The 19,285-nt window shown below is 39.4% G+C and carries 16 protein-coding genes and 2 riboswitches; of the genes, 5 read left to right on the forward strand and 11 right to left on the reverse strand.

The genetic code is table 11. The annotated features are described in order from the left end of the window. Positions 1-63 precede the first annotated feature (63 nt). Positions 64-1,986 (forward strand): MacB family efflux pump subunit, encoded by a 1,923-nt coding sequence (locus HSP_RS0107900; RefSeq protein ID WP_007525279.1) that lies wholly within the window; start codon positions 64-66, stop codon positions 1,984-1,986. Positions 1,987-2,049: 63 nt separating this feature from the next. Here the strand turns inward: HSP_RS0107900 and ppx are convergent, their stop codons facing one another. Beyond that, the gene (gene ppx / locus HSP_RS0107905; RefSeq protein WP_007524286.1) at positions 2,050-3,564 is read right to left on the reverse strand and encodes an exopolyphosphatase; all 1,515 of its coding nucleotides are present in this window, start codon (positions 3,562-3,564) and stop codon (positions 2,050-2,052) included. 209 nt (positions 3,565-3,773) lie between these two features. Here ppx and HSP_RS0107910 point away from each other — a divergent pair, with 209 nt between their 5' ends. Both HSP_RS0107910 and lysC read left to right on the forward strand, forming a co-directional pair. Further along, positions 3,774-4,103, forward strand: a complete 330-nt coding sequence (locus tag HSP_RS0107910; RefSeq protein ID WP_007524082.1) for a DUF496 family protein — start codon at positions 3,774-3,776, stop codon at positions 4,101-4,103. Between the two features lie 169 nt (positions 4,104-4,272). Beyond that, a riboswitch (Lysine riboswitch) is annotated at positions 4,273-4,460 on the forward strand. 87 nt (positions 4,461-4,547) lie between these two features. Next, on the forward strand, positions 4,548-5,900 hold the full coding sequence (gene lysC / locus HSP_RS0107915) for a lysine-sensitive aspartokinase 3 (protein ID WP_007525001.1): 1,353 nt from the start codon (positions 4,548-4,550) through the stop codon (positions 5,898-5,900). Positions 5,901-5,993: 93 nt separating this feature from the next. On the opposite strand, the gene HSP_RS0107920 is transcribed toward lysC, so the two are convergent. The 6 genes from HSP_RS0107920 to HSP_RS0107945 all read right to left on the reverse strand — a co-directional run bounded on the left by HSP_RS0107920 (position 5,994) and on the right by HSP_RS0107945 (position 12,380). Further along, positions 5,994-8,108, reverse strand: coding sequence for a transglycosylase SLT domain-containing protein (locus HSP_RS0107920; protein ID WP_007524411.1), 2,115 nt, complete (start codon positions 8,106-8,108; stop codon positions 5,994-5,996). A 90-nt stretch (positions 8,109-8,198) separates the two neighbouring features. After that, positions 8,199-8,738 (reverse strand): hypoxanthine phosphoribosyltransferase, encoded by a 540-nt coding sequence (gene hpt / locus HSP_RS0107925; protein ID WP_007524659.1) that lies wholly within the window; start codon positions 8,736-8,738, stop codon positions 8,199-8,201. A gap of 23 nt (positions 8,739-8,761) precedes the next feature. Further along, entirely contained in the window at positions 8,762-9,895 is a 1,134-nt protein-coding gene (locus tag HSP_RS0107930) for a methionine biosynthesis PLP-dependent protein (protein ID WP_007523994.1), read from the reverse strand. A gap of 75 nt (positions 9,896-9,970) precedes the next feature. Continuing rightward, on the reverse strand, positions 9,971-10,780 hold the full coding sequence (gene dapB / locus HSP_RS0107935; RefSeq protein WP_007524734.1) for a 4-hydroxy-tetrahydrodipicolinate reductase: 810 nt from the start codon (positions 10,778-10,780) through the stop codon (positions 9,971-9,973). 101 nt (positions 10,781-10,881) lie between these two features. Further along, positions 10,882-11,961 (reverse strand): 23S rRNA (cytidine(2498)-2'-O)-methyltransferase RlmM, encoded by a 1,080-nt coding sequence (gene rlmM / locus HSP_RS0107940; RefSeq protein WP_007524436.1) that lies wholly within the window; start codon positions 11,959-11,961, stop codon positions 10,882-10,884. 11 nt (positions 11,962-11,972) lie between these two features. After that, on the reverse strand, positions 11,973-12,380 hold the full coding sequence (locus HSP_RS0107945; protein ID WP_007524057.1) for a DUF423 domain-containing protein: 408 nt from the start codon (positions 12,378-12,380) through the stop codon (positions 11,973-11,975). Between the two features lie 136 nt (positions 12,381-12,516). After that, a riboswitch (molybdenum cofactor riboswitch) is annotated at positions 12,517-12,664 on the forward strand. On the opposite strand from HSP_RS0107945, the gene moaA reads away from it, so the two are divergent. Continuing rightward, positions 12,652-13,677: a GTP 3',8-cyclase MoaA gene (gene moaA / locus HSP_RS0107950; RefSeq protein ID WP_007524240.1), complete on the forward strand. Its 1,026-nt coding sequence runs from the start codon at positions 12,652-12,654 to the stop codon at positions 13,675-13,677. Its footprint overlaps the riboswitch before it by 13 nt. A 67-nt stretch (positions 13,678-13,744) precedes the next feature. Here the strand turns inward: moaA and pepP are convergent, their stop codons facing one another. From pepP to HSP_RS0107970, 4 genes are all read right to left on the reverse strand, one after another. Beyond that, the gene (gene pepP / locus HSP_RS0107955) at positions 13,745-15,031 is read right to left on the reverse strand and encodes a Xaa-Pro aminopeptidase (RefSeq protein ID WP_007524288.1); all 1,287 of its coding nucleotides are present in this window, start codon (positions 15,029-15,031) and stop codon (positions 13,745-13,747) included. Positions 15,032-15,076: 45 nt separating this feature from the next. Further along, positions 15,077-16,510 carry a surface lipoprotein assembly modifier gene (locus HSP_RS0107960; RefSeq protein WP_007525432.1) on the reverse strand — a complete coding sequence of 478 codons (1,434 nt, stop codon included), beginning with the start codon at positions 16,508-16,510 and terminating at the stop codon, positions 15,077-15,079. A gap of 65 nt (positions 16,511-16,575) precedes the next feature. Next, complete coding sequence (locus tag HSP_RS0107965; protein WP_007525245.1) at positions 16,576-17,388, reverse strand: Slam-dependent surface lipoprotein; 813 nt, start codon at positions 17,386-17,388, stop codon at positions 16,576-16,578. 200 nt (positions 17,389-17,588) lie between these two features. Further along, a complete protein-coding gene (locus HSP_RS0107970; RefSeq protein WP_007525088.1) occupies positions 17,589-18,494 on the reverse strand; it encodes a Slam-dependent surface lipoprotein in 906 nt (301 codons plus the stop codon). 250 nt (positions 18,495-18,744) lie between these two features. Here HSP_RS0107970 and tpx point away from each other — a divergent pair, with 250 nt between their 5' ends. Continuing rightward, positions 18,745-19,242, forward strand: a complete 498-nt coding sequence (gene tpx, locus HSP_RS0107975) for a thiol peroxidase (protein WP_007524810.1) — start codon at positions 18,745-18,747, stop codon at positions 19,240-19,242. Positions 19,243-19,285: the final 43 nt, after the last annotated feature.

The raw sequence follows: 19,285 nt of genomic DNA on the forward strand, positions 1-19,285 counted from the left end.
GTCTAGAACCGTACCTTGCAAAATACCTAAAAAATTTAACCGCTTGTAAAAGCAACCGTTAAGATGAAATTGATAGAAATTGAGAAGCTAAATAAATACTTTGGAACAGGCGAAAACCAAGCGCATATTCTTAAAGATATTAACCTTAGCATTGACCAAGGCGACTTTGTTGCCATTATTGGCGCCTCAGGTTCAGGCAAATCCACGTTGATGAATATCATCGGATGTTTAGATACGGCAAGCAGTGGTGTTTGTCGTATTGATGGCAAAGAAACCATTGCGATGAATGCAGATGAGCTTTCAAACTTACGCCAACGCAAATTTGGGTTTATCTTTCAACGCTATAACCTGCTTGCTGCATTAAATGCGAATGAAAATGTTGCACTTCCAGCTGTATATGCAGGAATGCCCTCGCGTGAACGAAAAGCACATGCAGATGCCTTGTTAGATAAACTTGGTTTGAAAGAAAAAACGCAAAATAGGCCTAATCAGCTTTCTGGCGGGCAACAACAACGCGTCAGTATTGCGCGAGCACTGATGAATGGTGGCGACATTATTCTTGCGGATGAACCAACCGGCGCACTGGATTCAAAAAGCGGTGAAACCGTTTTAGAAATCTTACAAGACCTTCATCGCGAAGGACACACCATTATCATGGTTACCCATGATCCTAACATTGCTGCAACAGCAAGTCGTGTCATTGAAATTAAAGACGGGCGAATAATTAAAGATGAACGCCAACAACCTTATCAACATCAACAAAAACTAACAAAAGGCGAATATCGTGCCCCCCGATTTTGGGATCAGCTTGTTGAATCCTTCAAAATGGCAACAAGTGCAATTATGGCGCATAAATTACGCGCATTATTAACTATGCTAGGGATAGTTATTGGTATTGCCTCCGTGATTTCTGTTGTGGCGCTAGGGCGAGGCACACAGCAACAGGTATTGTCTAATATCAATAGTCTTGGCACAAACACCATGACCATTATGAATGGTACTGGATTTGGCGATAGACGCGCGAATTTAACTAAAAACCTCACCGTATCTGATGCAGAATTACTCAATAAACAAGGATTTGTTGATAGTACTACGCCTTTAAGCAATCTCAGTGCTACGGTAATTTATGGTAATACCAATGTAACTGGCTCAGTCAATGGCGTAGGAGAACAATATTTGAATGTTAAAGGCATGAAGATGGTTTCAGGGCGATTCTTTAATGACAGTGAAGTGAAAGAAGCTGCGCAAGTAGTCGTGATTGATGCTAACACACAAAAAGATTTGGGGATTATCGCACCAGTAGAAGGGAAAGTGATTTTAGTCGATAAAAAACCGCTGAAGATCATTGGTTTAGCGGAAGAGTCAAATAATATGCACCAAACCAGCCTAAAACTTTGGACGCCTTATACCACTTTGATGCAACGTATTTCTGGCGAAAAGCATATTGATTCCTTAACAGTAAAAGTGAAGGATGAGGTGGAAAGTCAAACCGCTGAAAAAAGTGTAATTTCATTGCTTAGCGCAAAACATGGTAAGAAAGACTTCTTTATCATGAATAGCGACACCATTAAACAAACCATTACAAGCACCACAAATACCTTAACGCTTCTCATCTCTTCTATCGCGTTAATTTCATTAGTGGTAGGCGGAATTGGCGTTATGAATATTATGTTAGTTTCTGTCACAGAACGCACTAAAGAAATTGGCGTAAGAATGGCGATTGGTGCTAAGCAACGTAATATCTTGCAACAATTCTTAATTGAAGCCATTTTAATTTGTTTATTAGGCGGTGTGATTGGGATTCTGTTGGCAGGTACGATTATCACGCTGTTTAACACCTTAGGTTCTAATTTCAAAATGTTACTTTCATTAGAATCTGTTGTACTAGCAGTATTCTTCTCTACGTTAATTGGGGTTGTTTTTGGTTATATGCCGGCAAAAAATGCCTCTAAACTCAATCCAATTGTTGCCCTTTCGCAAGAATAACGCTCAACCAAACAAATAAAGCTCGGGAATACCGAGCTTTATTTTTGCAAAAAATTATCTAAATTAAACCGCTTGTAATCCGCAATCAATTTGGGCTAAAAGTTTTTTCTCTTCTTCTAAATCAGCGAAAACTAACGGATTTTGTGTTAGAAAGTCTGCTTCAAATTGTAATTTCCAATCATTATCGGCAACGGATAATTGCATTTCTTTCGGCCTAATGGTGGCTTGACGTGCACGATTAAGTAACACCGCGAGTCTGAAAATACGCAAAATCGAGAGTATGTCACGGTTTTTGTAACGATTTATACGCTTAATTTCGGTTCGTTTAAATCCTTTTTGATGGAAATACATTAACACTGATAACAAATGTTGCTGTTCAGAATCAAATCCAGCTAAGGTGCTGTTAGCAATAATATAGGCTGAATGTTTGTGCACATTATTATGGTTAATAACCAGTCCTATTTCATGTAGCAAACTCGCCCATTTCAGCATGGCTTTAAGCTCTTTCGTTTGTTGGCGGTTTTGCCAATCTTCAACCTGTTCAAATAAGGCTAAGGCCGTTTCTTCTACACGATTTGCTTGTGCCTTATCAATGTTAAATTGCTGGGCTAGCGCTTCTGCCGTACGTTGGCGAATATCACCAACTTGGAAACGTTGCTCCAAGCCATACATAACCCCTTCTCTTAACGCACCATCAGAATAACGCATCGAACGCAATTTAAAGGTATGAAATAATGCCAGTAAAATCGCAAGTCCCGGCACTAATACATCTGCTCGCTCTTCCAGCAAGCCTTTTAGCTGAATAGCCGATAATGAATTAAATTTTAAACAGTTTGCAATAATCGCTTTTAAACGTGGCTCAGTAATTAAGCCATCACGATAGCCGTTTGCCATCAACACTTTAGAAACTGTTTTAATCGTGCCAGATGAACCTAATACATGCTCCCAGCCAAGTTCGCGATATTCTGCTTCTAAATCTTCTAATTTTTCCATCGCCAATTGATAAGCAGCTCGAAAACGGGATTCTGTTAATGCACCATTAGGGAAAAATCGCTTGGCAAAACTGACACAGCCCATGTGTCGGCTTTCAGCACGTAAGGGGTCAAAATCATCCCCAATCGTCATTTCCGTTGAGCCACCGCCAATATCAATCACAAACTTTCGACCTTTTTCAGGTTGGGTATGGCTTACACCCGCATAAATTAAACGCGCTTCGTCTTGACCAGAGATAATTTGAATAGGGAATGGAAAAACTTTTGCTGCTTGTGCTAAAAAATCAGCATTATTTAGTGCACGGCGTAATGTATAGGTGCCAACAACTCTCACATTTTCTGGCGAAAATCCTTGTAGTCGATCGCCAAATAATGCTAAACAATCAACACCGCGTTGAATCGCTTCTTGGCTTAAGATACGATGTTCATCTAACCCATCCGCCAAACGAACACGACGTTTAATACGAGATAGCACTTGAATTGATCCATTGACTATCCGAGCGACAATCATATGAAAACTGTTTGAACCAAGATCAATGGCGGCAAATTCACGAAATCCGTTTGAAGAAGATGGTTGAGAAAACATATCAAGCCCTATTCAATTAAAGAGAAATAGTCGAATTTTAGCATTTTTAGCTTAGAGCATATAGTTCTTGCCATTAAATTTGCGCATTTTTATGCTTTATTTGAGCAATTTTTCTATAAGTAAGAAAACATTTTGACGAAACTGCAGAAAAGGAATAGGATTTCATCAGTTATGTTTTATTTTTAATACCCCACTAAGAGGATCATTTTATGGCCGAAAACAAAAAACAAGCCTTCCAAGATATGCTCGATTATGTGCATCTTTATCGCTTAAAAAACAAATTGCATCGTGAAACTGCCGATAACGACCGTAAAATCCGCGATAACCAAAAACGCGTATTGTTATTAGATAACTTAAATCAATACATTAACGATAATATGAGCGTAGAAGAAATTCGTGCCATTATTGCAAATATGCGTGATGACTACGAAAACCGCGTTGATGATTACATGATTCGTAATGCAGAATTATCTAAACAACGCCGCGAGATTCGTCAAAAAATGGCATCTCATAAGCAAACTCCTGCAAAAGCAGACTAACATTCTTCCTCCAAGCGGTGGATTTTTCACTTCATTTTGCAAATCTTTGAGAAAATACTACCGCTTGCTTTGTTTGTTCTTTGAACAATTATCCACCTATCTAATATTTCTACTTGACTCTTATTAAAAAAGGCGTATTTTAATTGATGTTGTCGCAAGCCAAACGTTTGCGGCACAGAGAGGCGCATCACTCAGGCAACTTAACTTTAGGCAACTAGGGCTGTATGACGGTTAGGTGATGGGAGTGTTTGCCGAGGTGTGAATTCACTAGACTGGAATGAACATCGGCTGAGTCAGGTTGAATCCTATCAGCTGTCATTTGATTTTAATTCAATCAAATGGAGTGCTCTGATTGAATGGTCCCTACCAATAAATCTACTCAATTTCCTTTCCGAATCTCCACAACAACCACATTCTTTTTTTATTTATTTAGGAATTCTTATTATGTCTAAACTTTCTGTGGCGAAATTTGGTGGTACCAGTGTTGCAAATTTTGATGCGATGTCGCTTTGTGCGAATATCGTAACAAATGACCCAAATACCCGTGTGGTCGTGTTGTCTGCATCAGCTGGCGTAACCAATTATCTTGTGGAATTAGCTAACGGTTGTGAAAAAGAACGCCGTGATGAAATCTTAGAAGCTGTACGCACCATTCAATACAATATCATTGATAAATTAGCTGAACCAAGTAGTGTTCGTGCTGAAATTGATACCGTATTGGCGCATATCAAATCATTAGCTGAATCAGCAAGCCTTGCCACTTCAGCAGCCTTAGCCGATGAACTTATCTGCCAAGGTGAAATGATGTCTACCAAAATCTTTACTCAATTATGCAAAGAACGGGGTTACCCAGCAGTATGGCTAGATGTGCGTGAATTGATTGCCACTGATAGCCAATTTGGTAAAGCAGCACCAAACGATGAAAAAACAAAAGCGCAATCGGATGCTTTATTAAAACCATTGATTGCCGAAGGCAAAGTGGCTATTACACAAGGCTTTATCGGTCGTGATGAAGAAGGTAAAACAACCACACTTGGTCGCGGTGGTTCAGACTACTCTGCAGCGTTATTGGCTGAAGTGTTAGATGCAGACGATGTGTTAATCTGGACAGATGTTCCGGGCATTTATACTACTGACCCTCGTGTAGCACCAGCGGCAAAACGTATTGATACCATGGCATTTAACGAAGCTGCAGAAATGGCAACGTTCGGTGCGAAAGTGTTACACCCAGCAACTTTATTACCGGCTGTACGTAGTAATATTCCTGTTTATGTTGGCTCAAGCAAAGCGCCTGAACAAGGTGGGACTTGGGTAACGCGCGATCCACAGCCTCGCCCAACTTTCCGTGCGATTGCATTACGTCGCAACCAAACTTTAGTCACGCTATCTAGCCTTTCTATGCTGCATGCGAAAGGTTTCCTAGCAAATGTTTTTGCTATTTTAGCCAAACACAATATTTCAGTAGATGTCATTACCACTTCTGAAGTGAGTGTCGCATTAACGCTAGATAAAACTGGTTCCGCATCAACCGGCACAGACCTGCTCTCTCCAGCATTATTAGAAGAACTCAACGACTACTGCCATGTACAAGTTGAAAATGATTTGGCTTTAGTTGCAATCATTGGTAATCATCTACATACGCAAGCCGGTGTGGCAAAACGTTTATTCCACACGCTTGAAAATTACAACATTCGCTTAATCAGCTATGGTGCAAGCACCAACAACGTTTGCACACTTGTTAAAAATAGCGAAGCAGATGAAATTGTTCGTTCATTACATGCAGCATTATTCGAATAATGTTTAAATGAGAATAATCTAAAAAAACAAGCGGTAGGATTTTGCAAATGTTTTACAAAATTCTACCGCTTTACTTTTGTTGTGTACTAATACCTAGTATTTTCTATCCCATTCTGAAGTTAAGAACATTTTTGGTGCATCTTCTTTTTGCAGAATTTGATAATAATAGTCGTATGCTAGAACATTTTGTACATATCCACGGGTTTCATAATACGGAATAGAAGCCACAAACACATCAAAATCTAGCTTATTTGCACTTCTTGCTAACCATTGGTCTACTCGCCCCGCCCCCGCATTATACGCAGCTGCAATTAACATACGATTATTCGGATACCGTTGATTTAATTCCGCCAAATGCGTTGTTCCCAGCATAATATTATTAAATGGTTGGAATAAATCATTTTCGCCATTAAATGGTAACCCATTCTCTTTCGCTGTTTTTTCTGCTGTTGTTGGCAACAGTTGCATTAGCCCCATGGCATTCGCGTGCGATTTTACTTCAACATTCCACGCACTTTCTTGTCGTGCAATGGCTTGAGCAAAAGTTTTGCTAATCGGCTTATCTTTTAAAGCAATTTTAAACCAATCAGCATACGCATCTGGTAAACGTAAGAACAGGTAATCAAAAGCTTTTGCTTGAATCGTGCCCTCAACGGCCAGTGCATACCATTGTTTTTGATAAGCATAGAGTATCACACTAAGTTGTTGATTTTTTGGTAACAATTTTACCAAGTTAACCCATTCATTTTTAGCTTGTGCATGACGTTTTAAGGCGATGAGTTCGGCAATACGATCTAACTGCGGTAACTTGGCTTTTTCTTCAGGAGTCAATTCAATCACAGCGACTGAAGGCGGCTGATACAGTTCGCCTAATTGTTGCGCGGCTAACATTGGATAAAATCCACGCTCGCCGACCATCTCTTTGAATATCGCCTTACGTTTTTCTAAATTAGATTCATTTTTTGCCGCCCAATAACGCCATTCTAGTTTCTGTTTTCCTTCATTAGACAGCAAATCTAGCCATTTTGCAGTATCCGTTTGTTGCCATAATGCCATACGGATACGGCGCTCGGTTAAATTATCTGCTTTTAATGCCTCAATTTGACTATCGCGCCACTCCACAAATTCAGGAGAAACACCATCAAACAGATGGTTTAAATAGCTAATTTTCCAATTATTCAGTGTTGGCGCATCTAATTCCAGTTTCGTTGCCCAAGTTTCCAGCAATTCAAAACCAGGTTTGCCTTCTTCTGGTAAAGTTTTGAGCCATTTTGCAAATGCTAATTTAACCACTTGCTGACTTTGAGGATTTACTTCAGTATTCTCAATAAACTTAGGCAATGTTTGTGGCTGATTAAACAATTCGACCACATTAGCTAACCATCCGTTTAATGCCGGATTATCTGAATTCAGTGCTTGTAATGCCTCTTTTGCATTTTTCTCAAATAAATTGACCGCTTTCTGACGAATATTTACTTCGGTTTTGCCACCGTTATCTTTCCAATACGCTTCTAAATTTGCGCATTCACTAGGCAAGTTTGGCATGATTAACCATAACTTTTCAAACTGGTTAAGCAGATCGGTCATCACAAAATCAGTTTGAGGTTTTTCATTGTTTGCTTGCGCAAGTTCGGGATTGATTTCCATTTTTTCAGCTAATAGCTGGTAGTTTGCACCTAATACACGGCATTGATTCTGCACAGATTCAGGAGACACTTTCTTGCTATATGCCAATAGCGCTGGATAAGCTTGCTGCTGATACAATTGTTCAAATGGCAGTTGTGTTAAACGCGATTGATAAATCGAATCGGGATATTTTTGAAGAAACGCTGAAATATCAGATTCAGTGGCTTGATTGAGTCCAATTTTGGCTTTAAGTAATGCCCACTCTGCATCTTGCTGTAATGGGTAGCCATTTAAGCGCTCAATCAACCCTTGCGCTAATGAAATGGTTGAGGCTGAAAGCGATTGTTGTTTTACTGCACCATTAAGCAGATATTCTAACGCCAAAAAACTTTCGCGTTGCTGTTGAAGTAATAATGCTGTTTTATCTGCATCATGTTGCCATTGGCTTTTAGCAAGCGTAATTTTTTCAGTTACCTCGCTTTCATTAAACGTGACAAGGGCGCTTTTTTTGCTTTTTTCTACTTGCGAAAATGCAAGTGGGCTTACCACTAATAAGGCGGCAAGCAGCGATTTTTTCCACATAATATGTTCCTTTAAATTTTGCAGAAAATTAGAATAAAAAGACCGCTTGAAGTTCCCAAAAACGTCAAACGGTCTCATTTTAAGCGGTAATTATTCGTCCATTACAACTTTACCAATGTAATCTAGATTACGGTAACGTTGCGCATAATCAATACCATATCCCACAACAAATTCATCTGGGATCGCAAAGCCAACCCATTCTACTGGTACATTGACTTCTCGTCTTGAAGGCTTATCTAATAAGGTGCAGATGGCAACAGAACGAGGCTCACGCAAACGTAGGATTTCTCGAACTTTGTTAAGCGTAAAACCAGTATCGATAATATCTTCAACAATTAAAACATCCTTGCCGCCAATATCGCCATCTAGATCTTTTAAGATTCTGACATCTCGACTCGATTCTGTGCCAGAGCCATAACTTGATGCGGTAATAAAATCTACCTCAAGTGGCAAATCAATTAAACGCACCAAATCTGCCATAAACATAAAAGAACCACGCAACAGCCCAATCACGACTAAATTCTCGCAATTTGAATGATGGTAGTGATGGCTAATTTCTTTCGCAACTTCTGCAATACGAGATTGGACGTCTTGCGCTGAAATTAAGGTTTCAACATGATATTTTTTCATTTTTTACCCTTAGCAATAGGCGATTATTTTAATTGTTCAAAGGCTTGGCGAAGATCTGCTTTTAAATCTTCAACATGTTCTAAGCCCACTGAGAAACGTAATAAATTGTTGGTAATCCCACGTGCAATACGTTCTGCCTCTGGGATATCCATATGAGTTTGGGTTGCAGGATAAGTAATGAAGCTTTCAGTTCCACCTAAACTTTCTGCAAACGTAATCAATTTAATCGCTTTTAAGAATTTTGGTACCCATTCTTCTTTTTGCAGACGGAATGAAAGCATGCCACTTTTACCTGAATATAATACGCTGTCAATTTCTGGCTGTTCTTTTAAGAATTTAGCTAATTCTGTTGCATTTGATTGATGGCGTTCCATGCGTAAAGCAAGCGTTTTTAAACCACGCACGGCAAGGTATGAATCAAATGGTGAAAGCACAGCACCTGCGCAGTTTTGGAAGTAGAATAAACGCTCTGAAAGATTCTGACCATTCACTTTAGTCGCTTCTGAATCTTTTGCAACAATTAAACCCGCTAACACATCATTATGCCCTGAAAGGTATTTGGTAGCACTGTGAATGACAATATCTGCACCATGTTCAATTGGGCGGAATAATACTGGCGATAAGAAGGTATTATCAACAATTAACATCAGGTTATGTTTTTTGGCAATCACAGAAATTGCATCGACATCACATTCTTCCATCAATGGATTGGATGGAGTTTCGACAAAAATTGCTTTCGTATTTGGTGTAATCGCTGCTTCAATCTCAGCTAGATCTGCGGTATTCACATAAACCGGTTTTACCGTATTGTGATGCTTATGGCTAAAGTCGAATAAACGATATGATCCACCATAAACATCGCTTGAAATGATCCATTCATCCGGTGCTTTAAATAATGACATTACTAACTGAATAGCCGCCATACCTGATGCCATAGCAAAACCTGCATCACCGCCTTCTAAATCAGCAATACCTTGCTCTAACACCGCACGAGTTGGGTTTTTAGTCCGCGTATAATCCCATCCTGTTGATTCACCTAAACCATCACGACCGTAAGCGGTTGATAAAATAATTGGAGTTGCCACCGCACCTGTGCGAGGATCTGTACGATTACCTAGTTGAACTAAGGTGGTTTCAATGTTGTTGAATTTGGTCATTTGGATTTCCTTACTTGCGCTACCCTTATAATAAAAAGGTGTTTTTAACGCATCAATATCATTACATTTTTAATTTTATAGATTATTCAAATCTAACACATCTGTCATATCAAATAAGCCATTCGATTTATTTGCAACCCATTTAGCAGCACGAACTGCACCGTTAGCAAAGGTCATACGGCTTGAAGCTTTATGCGCAATCTCCACACGTTCGCCTTCATCAGCAAACCACACAGAGTGTTCACCAATCACATCGCCTGCGCGAATAGTCGCAAAACCAATTTCATCACGTTTACGCTCGCCTGTAATACCATGACGCTCAAATACGCCATGCGTTTTTAAATCACGTCCAAGCGTTTTAGCAATATGTTCACCCATTGACAGTGCCGTGCCTGATGGCGCATCTACTTTATGGCGATGATGAGCTTCAATCACTTCAATATCGCAATAATCGCCCATCACTTTTGCCGCTTTTTCTAACAGCTTAAATACTAAATTCACCCCAACGCTATAATTTGAAGCAAATACAATACTAATTTTTTCTGCTGCAGTTTGAATCGCTTGTTTACCTGCATCATCAAAACCCGTTGTGCCGATTACCATTGCCTTTTGATTGGCCACACAGAAAGCAATATGCTCAAGCGTACCTTCAGGGCGAGTGAAATCAATCAATACATCAAAATTAGGATTTTCTGCCAGCGTCGCTTTAATCTCAACGCCTAACTTACCTACGCCAACTAATTCGCCAGCATCTGCGCCGATCAGTGAAGATCCTGCACGCTCAAAAGCTGCAGTTAAAGTCGCATTTTCTGCATTTGCGACTGCCGTAATTAAATTACGTCCCATTCGTCCACCTGCGCCGACTACCCCAATTTTTAATGTCATTGTGTTTTCCTCTTATTTGTTGTTTTTATGTTTAATTAAAGCGGTTCGATTTTACAAGCATTTTGCAAATTATTGTGAAAATTCTACCGCTTGTTTGCTATTTATTTTTGCACTGCAATATGCACGGTAATCTCTTCTCTATCGTGATAAAGATGTTTTGCCTGAATGCTAAAACGGAAACCATTTTTAGCCAATTCTTCACTTAAATAATTTAAACAAAGCTGCACTTCTTGATAGCGTTTTTTCATCGGTAATTTAAGGTTAAAAATCGTTTCTCGACACCAACCGTTAATCAACCATTTTGCAATCAGTTTACTGATGCGAATAGGCTGTTCTACCATATCACAAACTAGCCAATCAATTGTTTTACGCTTAGGTGGTTGGAATTTAAAGCCATCTTCAGCACAGTGCTCAATGCGCCCCGTTTCATTAAGACTTGCCGCCATTTTGCCGTGATCAACCGCATAGACAAATACACCGCGTTTAACAAGCTGATAAGTCCATCCCCCTGGACAAGCGCCTAGATCCACGCCTGTCATTGAATCACTGAATCGTTTTTTCTCTTCTGCTTGAGGTATAAAAGTTAAAATCGCTTCTTCCAATTTCAATGTTGAGCGACTTGGTGCTTCTGATGGAAATTTCAAACGGGGTATGCCCATCAAAAATGGTGAACGGTTATAATTATACGCATACCCAACATAGCAACAACCAGAACGAATAAACAGAATATGCAAAGTTATGCTATTTCTTGCCTGATCAGACTTGCCTAAATAACCTGCTTTTTTCAAATGGTTACGCAATGGCACAGTAAATTTACGGCAGAAGGTTAACAGTTCTTTGGCTTCATTAGTATCAGGCGTTTCAACTACGACATCGCTACTGTTAATTGGATTGAGTGTTTGGTATTGTTCGAGAATCGGGCTAATACGATCTTGTTCGGGCAAATTTTGTAATAAATCGCCAACCACAATCATTTGACGCGCAAAAATCAGATCTTTTAAGCTCAATTCTCTGGCTAATCTATCTGCATCGCCTGCTTGATAACACTCAAAAATCACATAACCGCTGCTCTCTTTAACCGAGGCAAAACCGAACACGCCCAGTTGAGCGGCTTTATCGTTAATTTCCCCCGCCATTTCTTTTTCAAAACCAGCACGGCAATATAAAGCTAATTTATTCATTTTTATTCAACTTATTGCGCTTGCTTACGATTTTGGCAACTAATAAAAGCAAGAGCGGCCCAGCCTACTAAGAAAGCGGTACCACCAATTGGGGTAACCCAAACTAAAGCTTTACTTGCACCTAACGCTAAAGCATAAAGGCTGCCACTAAATAAAAGAATACCTAAGAACCAGCTTCCACCAATAATATTAAAGGCTTTAGCGCGACAAGCGGGCGGATTTTGTAAATTATTTGCAATTTGGAATAAGCCTAACACAAGTAAGGCAAGCGTATGAAAGGTTTGATATTGAATGCCAGTATGGATCCAGCTCATCGCTTTTTCATCAAGGCTACTAGCTAACCCATGTGCAGCAAATGCGCCTAAAGAAATCGAAAAGAAGCCACTTAACGCTGCAAGAAAGACGAATTTATTTTTCATTTTATACTCCTTTTATGAAAGCGTTATCATATCACAAGCGGTTTATTTTACGCATTCTTTTGCAAAAATGATTAACGTAAATGGGGTAAATCCGATAATTTTAGTTGCGTTATTTTATCAGCTTATTAGAATAGGATTTTAATTTAGGCTCCGAGCTTGTTTACCTAAGTTGCGAAAATAAGGTAACAATGCCGCATCAAGCAGAAAATATACTATTTGGTGCCGGGAAGTTTTGGAAACGGAACTTCCTCTCGTGTTTAGAAAGGTGTCCATGCAAACTATTCCTATCAAAAATATAGGGGAAGAATCTACCATCTCTGGATTGGTTGATCGCTTCCACCGACAATACACTTATTTGCGCTTATCAATTACCGATGTGTGTAATTTTAAGTGCACCTATTGCCTGCCAGACGGCTATCAACCGCCTGCGCATAAACAAACTTTCTTAACCTTACCTGAAATTCAGCGTTTGGCAGTTGCTTTTGCGGAATTGGGGACGGAAAAGATCCGCCTTACTGGTGGAGAACCAACTCTACGCAAAGATTTTCTTGAAATTGCGCATACGATTTCACAAACCTCGGGAATTAGAAAAGTTGCCTTAACGACTAACGGTTATCGTTTATTAAAAGATGTAGCACATTGGCAACAAGCTGGTATTACTGATATTAACGTAAGTGTAGATAGCTTAGATCCACGCCAATTCCAGCTTATTACCGGCGAAGATAAGTTACAGTCTATTTTAAAAGGTATCGATCGCGCGTTTGAAATTGGCTATCAAAAAATTAAAGTTAATGCCGTACTCATGAAGCAATACACCGCTTCAGAATTAGATAAATTTTTAGCTTGGATTAAAGATAAACCTATCCAAATGCGTTTTATTGAATTGATGCAGACTGGTGAAATGGATCATTTCTTCCATGCGCAACATCTTTCTGGGCAATCTGTCATGGAAAGATTATTGCGTGAGGGCTGGCAATTACAAAACCGTGCACTTTCCGATGGCCCGGCGAAAGTATTGCGTCATCCTGATTATTTAGGCGAAATTGGGCTGATTATGCCTTATGAGAAGAATTTCTGCCAAAGTTGTAATCGTCTTCGCGTCTCTGCCACAGGCAAATTACATCTTTGTTTGTTTGGAGAAGAAGGAATTGAGTTACGAGATTTGTTAACTGAAGAGGCTTCAGTTTATCAGTTACAAGCTCGCCTAAAAGCCGCTTTGCAAGGGAAACGAGAGCATCACTACTTGCATATCGGTGATAGCGGTGTGCGAAATAATTTAGCCTCAATTGGTGGCTAATTGCAAAATTGCTTTAGAAGCTTACCGCTTGCTGCCCCTTTCGGGGCAGTTTTGTTTTCTGATAGTGTTAATGATTTGCCATGATTGCTTCAATATCGGCAATTTCTTTTGGACAACCTGAGGTAAGATTTTTATTTCCATATTCAGTAATCAACAGATTATCTTCAATACGAATACCAATCCCCTTATACTGTTCTGGGACATCCGCATCAGACGGAATATAAAGCCCAGGCTCAACAGTCAGCACCATACCAATTTGTAACGGGCGATCTTTTTCTTGTCCATAATCGCCAACATCATGCACATCTAACCCTAGCCAATGCCCTAAGCTATGCAAATAAAATCGCTTCACTGCTTTTTCTGCTAATAGCGTTTCTCTCTCACCTTTAAGAATACCTAGTGCCAGTAAACCATCTGTCATTACCTCCATAGCAGCCTCATTAGCTACTTTGAATGAGCTATTAGGCACAAGATGTTTGACTGCTGCTTTCATCGAATCTAGCACTAATTGATACAACGCGCGCTGAGCTTCATTAAATTTTCCGTTAATCGGAAAAGTTCGCGTAATGTCGCCCGCATAATGAGCAAATTCAGCGCCCGCGTCGATCAACAAAAGATCACCGTCTTGCAATACGGCATTGTTATCGTTGTAATGCAAGATACAAGCATTTTCTCCACTAGCAACAATACTATTGTAAGCAGGAAAACGCGCGCCAAAACGGCTAAATTCATGTTGAATCTCGCCTTCAATTTCCAACTCATAACGATTTGGACGAGTCTGTTTCATTGCACGAATATGCGCTAACGCAGAAATATGACAAGCTTGTTGAATCAATGCGATTTCAGCTTCAGATTTTATTAAGCGCATTTCAGATAGCATCAAACGCCAATCAATTACCTCATCAAAACAAGATTGAACGATGGCATCCCCCCAAGTTTGCCAGCCTTGAGCATAATAACAAGCGGTCAAGTTTTGTGTTTTTTCTGCAAAAATTGATTGAATTTGCGTAATATCAAAAGCTTCATCCACATTTAAAACGCTTGGTGCTTGGGCAACACCTAAACGCTTACCATGCCAAGTTTCCATCAGCGGATCACGCTCACGCAGAAATAAAATGCTGCGGCACAGCCCTTCTTTTTTTATGAGTAACAAAGCAGATTGCGGTTCATTAAACCCTGTGAGATACCAAAAATAACTGTCTGCCCGAAAAAGATAATCGCAGTCGTTATTACGGCGTTTTTCCGTTTCTGTAAACACAATTAACGCCGAATTGTCTTGCATTTGCTCAAATACCCGTTGACGGCGAAGGAAAAATTCTTCTTTTGGTAATTCGGCAAGATACGCTAAATCCATGATGATTCCTTTTGTAAAAAACTCGAAAAAAACGACCGCTTATCGCTAGAATGTTTTGCTCATTTCTAAGAATACACGGTTTTTATCATAGCCATAGAAAGGATGATTACTTTTCACCTTTTGATAAGACCAAGTGATTTTAGGTGTAATGCCCCAGAAATAGAGATCGCGATGCCACAGGGTTAATGTTGAAGCATATTCTCGGTTTTTCTGGCGAATATTAAAGAAATCTACCGCTTGATAATGACGTTTAGCATAAGAAAGCGTAATTCGGCTAGATATGCCCCACGGCCATTCTTGTCCCCAACCAAGTCGACTACCCATTCGTTGATAAGCATTATCTTTATCTCGCGTGTTTTCACGAGAATAATCTAACCCTGCAAACCAATATTGGCCACTTTTCGGAACATAGAGTAATGTGTTAGAGAACAAGTAATTATTGCCGTTTAAATGCTTACGCCAATCATAACGTTGCTCGCCATATTCTAATGCAGAGGAAATTTGCCAACGAGGGTTAAGCCAGTAACTGATATCAAAACGGGCACCAGAATTTTTTGAATACTGTTTTAGTGCATCACTTCCGCTAGAGCCGCCACTATACCAACGTTTTTCAGTAAATGGCGTTAAAGATAATTCCAAACGAGAGGTTTGATAGCCTAATCCCCAGCCTAGGCGTACATTTAACTCATTATATTTTTTATTATCCCAGTAATACTTACCTTGACCATCAAGTCCAAGTTGAGTAAAAAAGTTATTTGGTAAAGACCATTTTTTATCCAAACCTAATGAATAGGAAAGCCCTTGTGCACTTTCTTTTTTCCAGGCTTGCCAGCTACCAATATGCGTACCAGCTTTAGGTGCATTATTGATATTCGTTTCATTCAGAAAACTGACACCGCCACTAAATTTCCACTGGTCACGCTGATTTAATGCCGATAAATATTGGTCAATGACGGCTGTCATTTCTGGCGCCATCTCTTCTGCACGTAATTTTTGAAATTGATCTTTTGCCGCTTCATTATCATTATTCAAAAAAAGTGCCTGAGCAAGCTGATAACGTAGCGGTAAGATATCAGAATGCTGAGTAAACAAGGTACGATAACGCTGCGCAGCTTCACTATAATTCCCTTGATGGCGCGTATCAATCGCTTCTGCCCAACTCAGCAAGACGGGATCTTTTTGAGGGATTTCTCGATATAAGGGTAATAGTAATGAGACAACTTCTTCATTATTTTGTAATACCGCAGGAATCATTCCCCGTATAATTAAATCTGGATGTTGTGCCAACTCAGCTTTAGTCATAGAAACTGAGCCTTGATTATTCACTTTAGGCTGAACAGTGGGCGCTTGAAATTTGGGTGTGGCAACCTGAATGTTATCATCTAGATTGTCATTTTTAGATTGTGCGACTTCAGCATTGGCTAAGTTTGCGCACGTCATACCGAGTACAGAATATAAAAAAGTTTTTGTGAATTTCATTTTGAGTATAAGAAGAGAAATAAAGCAAGCACAAGGCTTGCTTTATTATTGTTGAAATTAACTAATTATTGTTTTTGTGCACCGAATACGGCACCCCAATTATTATCATTCGCTTGTGCTAATCCAGCAAGCTGTTTCGCTTGATCACCATAGAATTTACCCTCTACGCGCCCAGCAGACGGTAATGATGAGGAAGTAGCTGTACCATTAAAGCTGTTACCCGAAATAGAGGCATTAATGTTCACAGGTTGAATATTATTGATCCCTAAGTAGCCATTTAATGTTTTGTTGCCAAAATCCACATTAAATTGTGAAGTGCCGGTGTAGAAACCTTCTTTATCTAATGCTGGAACATTAGCTGAAATGATAGATTGACCAGAATATGATGCACTTCCGCTGGTTGGCATGTTACGGGTTGGATTGCCATTATAGAATACATAAGCATTGCCATTATCATCTAAGCTATCAGTAAGACCAAAACGCATATCTGAATATATACCACAACACACTTTTAAATCACGTCCATTAGCTTTAGCATTTAACCAATCACCAGCTGAAATTCCTGGAAAACCAATTGCTACATTAGTTCCATCTACATTGATGCTAGTGGTATTATAACCTTTGAGTTCTACACGACGAATAGAAAGACTGGTACTATCAGAAGCCACAAGTGCAGCTCCTGTTCCGCTACTTGCTTGCTGATTAGGCTGTGCTGAATTGTTAGCAGCAGATGGATTAGATTGGTTTTGTTGTGTTTGATTATTCGCTGGGGTAGCCTCATTATTGTTACTACCGCCACCACTGCTGCCACATGCAGATAAAACTAAAGCTGCTAATGCAGTTGCACCAAATTTGAATACGTGATTTACAGAAGACATGTAATACTCCTTATTAAACTAAACAATAAATATAACTATCCTAAAAGGATTGACAAGAGCCTACCATTTCAGTTCTAAGTTGTCTATATTCTTTGTCAATTTTGTGAAGTTATGTGTTGCTATTTTCTAAAAAGATAGCGACGTTATTCTAAAACAAAGCAAACATTAAGCTGGCATTGTTTCGTTTAATTTTAAAACAGTTATTCTTGCTTTGCGCCAAATGCCGCGCCCCAACTATTATCATTTGCTTGAACGAACCCAGCCAGTTCTTTTGCTTGAGAACCATAAAATTTACCTTCTACGCGTCCTGTCGATACTAATGATGAATTTGCTGTACCGTTAAAATAGTTGCCCGCAATTGTTGCATTAATGTCTGCATGAAAATTTCGAATATCTAATGCGCCATTTAATGTTTTATTCCCAAAATCCACATTAAATTGCGAATCGCCTTGATAGAGATCTCTATGGTCTAATGGATTAAGATCTACTGAAGTAATCGCATGACCAACATAAGATGCCGTACCTGTTGTCGGCATATCGTTAGTTGGGTTGCCATTATAGAAGAAATAAATATGGCTCTTATCAATCAAGCCACTATTTGAACCAAAACGCATATCTGAATAGATACCACAACATACATCAAAACGTCTTTTCTTTTTTTCTTTTAAAAAATTGAGCCAATGCTTTGCTGTAAGTCCACGGATACCAATGTCAACATCAGTTCCTTCAACATTAATTGAACTCATTTTAGGGGTATAATTATTCATCTCTACCCGATGCATAGAAGCCTTATCACCACGACCTGAAGCAACCAATACTGCGCCTGTTTCACGGCCAGTTTGTGGATTAGCTTGAACTACGTTATTTGCAGGTATATTGACTTTAGGTGGTTGTGATTGATTATTTGGTGTAGTCTTTGGACTGATTTCAGTTTGCGGCTTAGGCTGAACCTCAGGATTCTTGGTAGGCGTTGGTGGCGTTTGTTGAACTTGATTATTTACAGGTGGCGCACTATTAGAATTACTGCCACTGCTACCGCATGCAGATAACACTAGAGCAGCTAATACAGTTACACCAAATTTGAAAGGATAATTTAGAGATGACATATGGCATTCCTTATTAAATAACAGAACAAAAAAACCATAGAAAGATTACTGACACCCTACCACTTCAACCTTAAATTGTCGAATAGTCCTTACCCATTTTGTGACATTACTCTCAAGAATTTACAAATCCATTTCAAAATTTGACCGCTTGCATAAGGGAAAGCAGAAGGGAAACTACAGAATCCTTTTCAGTCTCAATACAAGCCGATATAATACCCGAGAATTTTTCTAGACTATAAAAGGAGCAAATATGTCTCAAGTGACTATGATGGGAAATCCAATCAAAGTAATTGGTAATTTTCCTAAACAAGGCGAACAAGTCAATGGTTTAACGTTCACGAATAAAGACCTTTCTGACGTGACGCTTGCTGATTTCGCGGGCAAACGCAAAGTATTGAATATTTTTCCAAGTATTGACACTGGTGTGTGTGCAACCTCTGTTCGCACATTTAATCAACGTGCAGCGGCATTAAATAATGCGGTGGTATTATGTATTTCTGCAGATTTACCTTTCGCCCAAGCACGTTTCTGTGGCGCGGAAGGCATTGAAAATGTTGTAAACCTCTCAACATTCCGTCACAAAGAAGCTCATGATGCATTAGGCGTAAACATCACCACTGGCCCAATCGCTGGTTTAACTGCTCGTGCCGTCATTGTTTTAGATGAAAATAACCACGTTTTATATAGTGAATTGGTTTCTGAAATTAAAAACGAACCAAACTATGACGCTGCATTAGCTACGCTATAATGTTTAAAGCGGTCATATTTGCAAAACTTTTTACAAATATGAC

The sequence above is a fragment of the Haemophilus sputorum CCUG 13788 genome (genome assembly GCF_000238795.1).
GTDB lineage: Bacteria > Pseudomonadota > Gammaproteobacteria > Enterobacterales > Pasteurellaceae > Haemophilus_A > Haemophilus_A sputorum.